Below are 7,566 nucleotides of genomic sequence, written 5' to 3'. Positions count from 1 at the left end.
AACACGGTAACCTATGAATCAGCAATCAGCCGATTTGGGAATCTTGAATGTCGATCCGACCTAGCGCGGGACTCCTAAATGCAGGTTGCAAGACACAACCAACAGAGCGTTAAGAGGGTGGGCGCAAACGTTGCAACGCCTGCGGCGAAGGAATATTCGGAAGGGCGCAGCCGTCTTTCTATCGCAAAGGCGGTGCGTCGTCCCTGACGCGGAACGGGGGACGATGCAGGCCGTCGATCCATCGCAACCGGAGATGCAGCCATTCTTCCCATTCGCATAGCAGGAACCGGTCACGCCCTGCCGCAGACCGTCCTGACCTCAGCGGCGCTGGATCGCCGGTTCGGCTTCGATCCGGGACACCTGCAACGGCTCACCGGTGTCGAGAGCCGCCATGTCTGCACCGACGAGGACCAGATCGACCTCGCCGTTCGCGCCGCCGAGCGCGCCATCGCACAGGCGGGCGTCCCCCTCGAAGACATCGACCTCGTGCTCGGCGCCTGCGGCGTGCCCTACCAGCCGCTGCCCGCGACGGCGCCGCTCGTCATGCGCCGGCTCGGCATGGCCGATGGGGCGGCGGCGGCCTACGACGTCAACGCCACCTGTCTCAGCTTCCTGACCGCGCTGGAACTTGCCGCCGGCCGGATCGCGCTCGGCCAGAGCCGCGCCGCGCTTGTCTTCTCCGCCGAAGTCGCCTCGCGCGCCCTGCCCTGGCAGGACCAGCCCGACGTCGCGGCGCTTTTCGGCGACGGCGCGGCGGCGGCCGTGCTCCTGCCGGCGCCCGATGGCCGTTCCGGCATCCGCGCCAGCCTCCTGCGCAGCTACCCGTCCGCCTACGAGGCCTGCGAGATCGGCGCCGGCGGCACGCGGTTCGATTTCCACCGCGAGCCCGTGCGATTCGCCGCCCATGCCCTCTTCCACATGGACGGCAAGGCGCTGTTTCGTGTCACGCATCGCCATTTCCCGCCCTTCGTCGAACAGTTGCTCGCAGCGGCCGGCTGGTCGCGCGGCGATGTCGACCTCGTCGTGCCGCACCAGGCAAGTCCGCTGGCGCTGGAGCATATGGTCCAGCACACCGGCATGGCGCGCAGTCGCGTCGTCGACATCGCCGCGCGGCTCGGCAACCAGATCGCCGCCTCCATCCCGACCGCGCTCGATATCGCCTGGCAAGACGGCCGCATCGGGCCCGGCGCCAAGCTGCTGCTCCTGGGTACGTCCGCCGGTGTTTCGTTCGGCGGCATGGCCATCGAGGTGTGAGCGGGATGCGCGTGCTCGTCACCGGCGCAACGGGCTTTCTCGGCGGCGCGCTTCTTCGCCATCTGCGCAGCAGAGGGTGCGATCCCGTGGCGCTTGGCCGGGACGCCGCGCGCTGCGATCGCCTGACGGCAGCCGGCTTCACAACGCTCCGTACCGATCTTTCGCAACCCGACCCGCAGCTTGCCGACCGTATCGGCAGGCTGGATGCCGTCGTTCACTGCGCGGCGCTTTCCTCTCCCTGGGGACGGCTTTCCGCCTTCCGCGCCGCCAATGTCGAGGGCACGCGCAATGCGCTCGAGCTGGCCGCAAGGCTCGGCGCCCGCCGCTTCGTCAACATTTCCTCGCCGACCGTCTATTTCGAGCTGAAGGACAAGGAAAATGTCGGCGAAACCGCGCCGTTGCCGCCCCCGATCAATGCCTATGCACGAACCAAGGCGGAGGCGGAGCGGCTGGTGCTGGCGCGCACCGATCTCGGCCCCGTCAATCTGCGGCCGCGCGGCATCTACGGCGCAGGCGAGGAAACCCTGCTGCCGCGCCTCATCGCCGCCGCCCGGCGAGGGCCCCTGCCGCTGCTGCGGGGCGGTGTGGCGTCCATCGACCTGACGCATGTCGACGACGTGGTCACGGCCATCGCAGCGGCTCTCTCGCCCGATCCGGCCCTTTCGGGGGAAACCTTCAACATCTCCGGCGGCGAACCGCTGGCGGTGCGTGACATCGTCGAGCGGACCTGCGCAGCGCTCGGCGAGCCCGTACGCTGGCGCCGCGTGCCCTTCGGGCCGGCGATGCTCGCCGCGCGGCTTGCCTATGCCGCCAGCCTCGCCCGTCCCATGCCGAAGGAGCCGCTGGTAACGCCCTATACGCTCGGCCTCTTCGCCTTTCGCCAGAGCCTCGACATCGCCAAGGCGAAACGGGTGCTCGGCTGGCAGCCGAAAATTTCCTTCGCGCAAGGCCTCGCCATGACACTTGGAGGCGGGCAATGAAGCCGATCTTCGCCAACAGCGCCTTCGTCACAGCGCCCGAGCGGCTGGTCCTGCGCAAAGGGCGCTGGCGGAGCCTGCCGCTCAAGGTACGCTATGGTCTCTTCCGCCACCCCGAGGCCGGTCTGGTGCTGGTCGACGCCGGCTATGGGCCGCGGGTCGTCAGGGGTGCGCGCAGTCTCGCCCTCCGGCTCTACAATGCCCTCTTCGGCCCGAAGCTCGTGGAGGACGGCCAGCCGGAGGCCGTGCTCCGGCAGCTCGGCGCAACGCCGGCCGATGTCGCCGTGGTCGTCCTGACCCATGTTCACGCCGACCACGTCTCGACGCTCGACCTCTTTCCGCAGGCGCGGATCATCGCCAAGACAGGACTGCTGGCGCAGGTCGAAAACCGCGGTCTCTGGCAGAACCTCAACCACGGCGTCTTCGCCGAACTGCTGCCCAAAGGGCTTGCCGCACGCGCCGCCGACGTCGACGGCTTTGCGCTCCGGGACGCCCCGCTCGGTCTTGGCCGAGGGCGAGACCTGTTCGGCGACGGAAGCGTCCTCGCCATCGATCTTCCCGGCCATGCGGAAGGCCATTACGGCCTCTGCTTTGCGGCATTGCCCGTGCCGCTTCTCTATGCCGTCGACACGCAATGGCTTCTCGCCGCCCTGCCTGAGGAACGGCAGCCCGGCTTCCCGGCCAGCCTGATCGCCAACGACCGGCAGGCGCTCGCCGAAAGCGCCCGCCGCGTCCTCGCCTTCAGGCAGGCGGGCGGCGACGTGCTGCTCTGCCACGACCCGGGGCAGAGCCCCTACGACCTGTCGGAGGTCCGGCCATGACCGGCCTCGGCCAGATCGCGGCGGCCTTCGCGCAGACCCTGTGGACGACGCGCACCGGCCGGGCGCGCGCGGATTTCGAACGCTGGCAGGCGCGGACGCTGCAGCGCTGGCTCGCCCGCGATCTTCCGGGCGTGGATTTCTATCGCGATGCTCCGCCGCGACTGGAAACCCTGCCGATCATCGACAAGGCGACCGTCATGGCCGATTTCGCGGCCTTCAACCGGGGGCGCATCACGGCCGAGGCAGGCTGGCGGGCCTATGAGACGACCGGTAGCCATGCCGGCGTCAGCATCGGCGCCAGCACCGGCACGAGCGGCAACCGCACCCTCTATGCCATCACCCCGGCCGAACAGCATCGCTGGCTCGGCACCATCCTCGCCAAGGCCCTGCCGCGCTTTCTCGTGCAGCACGAGCGGGTCGCGGTCATCCTGCCGCAGAATTCCGCGCTTTACGACGGCGCCAACCGGTCCCGCCTGCTGCGGCTCCAGTTCTTCGACCTGCGGCGCGGCCTTGAAAGCCTGCTGCCGACGCTGGGGGCCTTCGCGCCCACCACCATCGTCGCGCCGCCACGCGTGCTGCGCCATCTGGCGGAGCACGCCAACGAGCTTGCCCCGCGGCGGCTGTTTGTCGGCGCCGAGACGCTCGATCCGATCGACCGTATGGCCATCGAGGCGCGTTTCGGGCTCAGGCTCGGTGAGATCTACATGGCGACCGAGGGGCTTTTCGCGGTTTCCTGCCGCCACGGCCGCCTGCATCTGGCGGAGGATGCGAATGTCTTCGAGTTCGAGCCGATGGCGGGCGGGCTGGTCTCGCCGCTGGTGACGGGGTTCCGCCGCCGCTTCCAGATCATGGCCCGCTATCGCATGAACGATCTCCTGCGCCTGTCGGACCGGCCCTGCCCCTGTGGCTCGCCGCTGCAGGCGGTGGATGAGATCGTCGGCCGCCTGGACGATGTCTTCGTCTTCGACCGGGCGGATGGCGCCCGCGTCCTCGTGACGCCGGATGTCATGCGCAACGCGGTGCTCGATGCCGCGCGCGACATTGCCGATTTCCGCATCCGGCGCGAGGACCGCGAGGAGATCGTGCTGCTTCTTCAGCCGGACCTGCCGGAGGCCAGCGCACGGGCGGCATCCGCTGCGCTTGTCCAACTCTTCGCCGCGCGTGCGCTCGCCCCGCAGGTCACCGTTCGGCGAGAGGCGATGGTCTTCGAGCCGCACCGCAAGCTCCGGCGTGTGGAATGCCGCTATCGTCCCGGGGCCAGGTCATGAGCGAGGGAAACGTTCGCAACGCGCCGGAGATGGTCCGCCGCTTTGCCGGCCTCTTCGCCGATCATCCGGTGGAGACGCTGATCGCCAACCTGACGACGACGGTCTCTTCCATCGAGATCGAGGGGCGCGCCTTTCCGCTTACCCTCAATGACCGGCAGGACGCGCCGACCTGTTACATCTGCTGTCCGAGCAGCACCTATATCGACTATGCCATCGACGAGACGCGCAATTTCGCCCGCTCGCCCATGGTGCGGCGGGTCGTGCAGGCACTGATCCGCGCCGCAGCGCCCCTGCTTGCCGCGAGCGGCCTCGACCATCAGGTCCAGGTGAACAACTGGCTTCTCTCCACCAATCCCGTGCCCGCCATCGGCCCCTCCGCCGCCCGCGCGCTGGTGGAGCGATTGACCGGCCAGTTCCCGGACCGGGCCATCGTCATCCGCTCGCTCAATGCGCGCGCCGACGCCGACACCATGGAAAGTCTTAAGGCCTCGGGCTTCCGGATGCTGGCGGCACGGCGGATCTATCTCTTTTCCGGCGACGCCCGCAAAACGCAGAACATGGGTTACGACCGGACGCTTCTTCGGCGCACGGCCTATCGCTTCGCTTCGGGCGAGACCTTCACGCCGGAGGATTACGAGCGGGCGGCCGATCTCTACAAGCTGCTCTATCTCGACAAATACACGCCGTTGAACCCGCAATACACCGCCCGCTATATCCGCGAGATGCACCAGCGCGGCCTCTTCAATCTCATCGGCTTTCGCGACGGCGAGGGGCGGCTTGCCGCCGTTTCCGGCTTCTTCGCCAATGGCCGGACGCTGACGCAGCCGATCGTCGGCTACGATACCGGCCTGCCGGCAAAGGATGGGCTGTACCGGCTGGTCATGGCGACGGGGCAGGCTATCGCCACGGAGCGGAACCTCTTCTTCAACATGAGCGCCGGCGCCGGCAAGTTCAAACGCCTGCGCGGAGCCGAGCCCATCATCGAATACAGCGCGGTCTACGTGGCGCACCTTCCCTTCAAGCAGCGCCTCGCGGTCCGCGTGATGGAAGCGCTTCTCCGCCACATCGGCATCCCTCTCCTGAAGGCCTTCGACCTATGACCTCTTTCCCCGATTGCTGGCATGCCGTCGCGCTCGCGGCCGATATCCGCACGAAGCCGCTCCGCATCCTGTTTTCCGGCCAGCCCGTGGTGCTGTTCCGTTCGAGCGGGGAGATCGCGGCCTTGCAGGACCGTTGCCCGCATCGGCTGGTCGAGCTTTCGACCGGCAAGGTGGTGGGCGGCGAGATCGAATGCCCCTATCACGGCTGGCGCTTCAACGCCGCCGGCGCCTGCACCGCCATTCCCGGCCATGCGGGTGATATTCCCGGCTACCGCGTGCCCCGCTACCGGACCGTTGAAAAGGATGGCGTGGTCTTTCTCGCCAAGGGCGATCCGAACGGTGCACCCTATCTCCACTGTGCGGAGGGCCAGAACATCATCCTGCGGCTGGTGCGCAGCAGCACGCGCTCGACGCTGATCGACACGGCCGAAAACATCCTCGACGCCACCCATACGCATTTCACCCACAAGGGTCTGCTGCGCGGCCTCAGCACCAGACGGCAGCGGGTGCGCGTCGACATCAGCGGCGGCCCCGGCTGGGTGGAAGCGTGCTACACGGGCGAGGAGCATCAGGACGGCCTCATCAGCCGGCTGCTGGAGGGCGCGCGGGTCAAGACCATCGGCCGCTTCCGTTCCCCCGGCATTGCCGAGCTGGAATATTGGGGGCCGAAGGGGCTGGTGCTGGCCACGACCTTTCATCTTCGCCAGGCGGCCGAGGACCAGGTGGACGGCATCGGCTGCCTGATCGGACCGCGCAACGGCATTCTCGACCACCTCAAATCCTATGCCTTCCGCCCAATGTTCCGCATCGCGCTGGAACAGGATCGCCGTGTGCTGACCTCGGCAAGCCGCAACGCGACCTACTGGCCCGGCGCGACGCCCGTGGTTGGGCCGCTCGATTTCCTGCGCCGGAGCATCGAGGCGATCCTTGCCGGCACCCTGCCGCCCGTCGCCGAGAAACCCGAGACGACCTATATCGATCTTTGATCCGGCCCGTCCCACTCGATATCGCGGGTGGAGGCCCGTTGCAGGGAAATGCGATGACGTAGCGCCAGCGCCGCGATCTCGCCGAGCGCCCGCCATTGCGCGCGCCTCGGGGCGGTATCGCCCGACCAGTCGAGAAGCTCCTCGGCCACGCCGAGAGCGTGGCGGAAGCGGCCGAGATCGCCGGCCCTGAGAGCCTCCGGCAGACCATAAAGCCAGAGGGCAAGGCGCACCGTCTGCGGCCGGGTCACGTCGGGCGCAACGGCCTCCGTTTCACCGGTGACAGCCGAGACGAAACCGTGCGGGTCCCGGAAGAAATGCAGCCCGCTCGTCGCCCGCGGATTGCATTCCAGCGGCAGGACCCGGCCGTCGGCCATACGCATCAGGTCGAAGGAAATCTGCCCGGTCCAGCCTGTTCCCGCGACGAACCGGGTAACGAAGTCCCGCGCGGCGGCGTCCTCGACCGGCTCGAAGCAGATGCCGGCTCCCTTGCCCGCCCGATAGAGCGAGCGATAGAGCGAAAACGCCACCAGCCGCCCTTCCCGTGCCACGGCATAGACGCTCAATTCCTCGCCGGGCAGGAATTGCTGCGCAACCCAGGGCGCTTCCCGGTTCGGCGCCAGTCGGTCGAGCGCTTCCGGAGACGGGCGGACGAGGACATGGCTGGCGAAACGCGACCAGACCGGTTTGAAGACGAGGCTCGACGCCTCCGCCCGGACGGCCGCCACATCCTCCTTCGTTGCCAGGAGGCGGGTGTGCGGAACGGAAAGACCAAGCGTCTCGCAAAGGCCGATGAAGGCGAACTTGTCGTGCACGCGCTGGAGGAGGCGGGTATTGGGCGTGAGGAGCCGCGCAGCCGGGCGGCGTTCCTGCCAGACGCGCGCGAGATAGAACACCTCCTCGCAGGTCGGCAGCACCAGCGAAATGTTTTCCCGCACGACAAGGACGTCGAGGGCATCGCCATAGGCCTCGAACGCGAAGCGCGGCGGCGGCAGGCGGACATAGGCGGCGCAGGCGCGGCTTGCGGCCGAAAGCGGAGCGGCCGGCGTATCGGCCAGCACCACCCGCCAGCCGGCGCCGTGGAACAGCCGGGCAAGATGCAGCGCGACGGGCGCCCGGGCGCCGGTGATCAGGACGGACGGGACGGGCGCTGTCATGGCGAC

Annotated in this window: 7 protein-coding genes; 6 read left to right on the top strand and 1 reads right to left on the bottom strand. The window is 68.3% G+C overall.

What is annotated here, in order from left to right:
• The first annotated feature begins 486 nt into the window (after positions 1–486).
• Genes V8U06_RS25690 through V8U06_RS25665 form a run of 6 tightly spaced genes read left to right on the top strand, consistent with a single transcriptional unit; the run spans position 487 to position 6,406 of the window.
• Positions 487–1,254: a 3-oxoacyl-ACP synthase III family protein gene (locus tag V8U06_RS25690; protein ID WP_427143096.1), complete on the top strand. Its 768-nt coding sequence runs from the start codon at positions 487–489 to the stop codon at positions 1,252–1,254.
• 5 nt (positions 1,255–1,259) lie between these two features.
• Positions 1,260–2,234, top strand: coding sequence for an NAD-dependent epimerase/dehydratase family protein (locus tag V8U06_RS25685; protein WP_427143095.1), 975 nt, complete (start codon positions 1,260–1,262; stop codon positions 2,232–2,234).
• Positions 2,231–3,052 (top strand): MBL fold metallo-hydrolase, encoded by an 822-nt coding sequence (locus V8U06_RS25680; RefSeq protein WP_427143094.1) that lies wholly within the window; start codon positions 2,231–2,233, stop codon positions 3,050–3,052. The genes V8U06_RS25685 and V8U06_RS25680 overlap by 4 nt, the downstream gene beginning before the upstream one ends.
• Complete coding sequence (locus tag V8U06_RS25675; RefSeq protein ID WP_427143093.1) at positions 3,049–4,320, top strand: CoF synthetase; 1,272 nt, start codon at positions 3,049–3,051, stop codon at positions 4,318–4,320. Before V8U06_RS25680 ends, V8U06_RS25675 begins: the two co-directional genes overlap by 4 nt.
• Complete coding sequence (locus V8U06_RS25670; RefSeq protein WP_427143092.1) at positions 4,317–5,420, top strand: GNAT family N-acetyltransferase; 1,104 nt, start codon at positions 4,317–4,319, stop codon at positions 5,418–5,420. Before V8U06_RS25675 ends, V8U06_RS25670 begins: the two co-directional genes overlap by 4 nt.
• Entirely contained in the window at positions 5,417–6,406 is a 990-nt protein-coding gene (locus V8U06_RS25665; protein ID WP_427143091.1) for a Rieske 2Fe-2S domain-containing protein, read from the top strand. Before V8U06_RS25670 ends, V8U06_RS25665 begins: the two co-directional genes overlap by 4 nt.
• On the opposite strand, the gene V8U06_RS25660 is transcribed toward V8U06_RS25665, so the two are convergent.
• Entirely contained in the window at positions 6,391–7,560 is a 1,170-nt protein-coding gene (locus V8U06_RS25660; RefSeq protein WP_427143090.1) for an ATP-grasp domain-containing protein, read from the bottom strand. The two genes, V8U06_RS25665 and V8U06_RS25660, sit on opposite strands and share 16 nt — an antisense overlap.
• Positions 7,561–7,566: the final 6 nt, after the last annotated feature.

This window comes from Shinella sp. G-2, assembly GCF_050172695.1.
Classification (GTDB): domain Bacteria; phylum Pseudomonadota; class Alphaproteobacteria; order Rhizobiales; family Rhizobiaceae; genus Shinella.
This window is presented reverse-complemented; position numbering and strand designations above follow the sequence as displayed.

What these genes read in the sequence shown, in the direction of transcription:
- V8U06_RS25685 (WP_427143095.1), top strand. Translation starts at nt 1,260, where the DNA reads ATGCGCGTGCTCGTCACCGGCGCAACGGGCTTTCTCGGCGGCGCGCTT.
- V8U06_RS25680 (WP_427143094.1), top strand. Translation starts at nt 2,231, where the DNA reads ATGAAGCCGATCTTCGCCAACAGCGCCTTCGTCACAGCGCCCGAGCGG.
- V8U06_RS25675 (WP_427143093.1), top strand. Translation starts at nt 3,049, where the DNA reads ATGACCGGCCTCGGCCAGATCGCGGCGGCCTTCGCGCAGACCCTGTGG.
- V8U06_RS25670 (WP_427143092.1), top strand. Translation starts at nt 4,317, where the DNA reads ATGAGCGAGGGAAACGTTCGCAACGCGCCGGAGATGGTCCGCCGCTTT.
- V8U06_RS25665 (WP_427143091.1), top strand. Translation starts at nt 5,417, where the DNA reads ATGACCTCTTTCCCCGATTGCTGGCATGCCGTCGCGCTCGCGGCCGAT.
- V8U06_RS25660 (WP_427143090.1), bottom strand. Translation starts at nt 7,560, where the DNA reads ATGACAGCGCCCGTCCCGTCCGTCCTGATCACCGGCGCCCGGGCGCCC.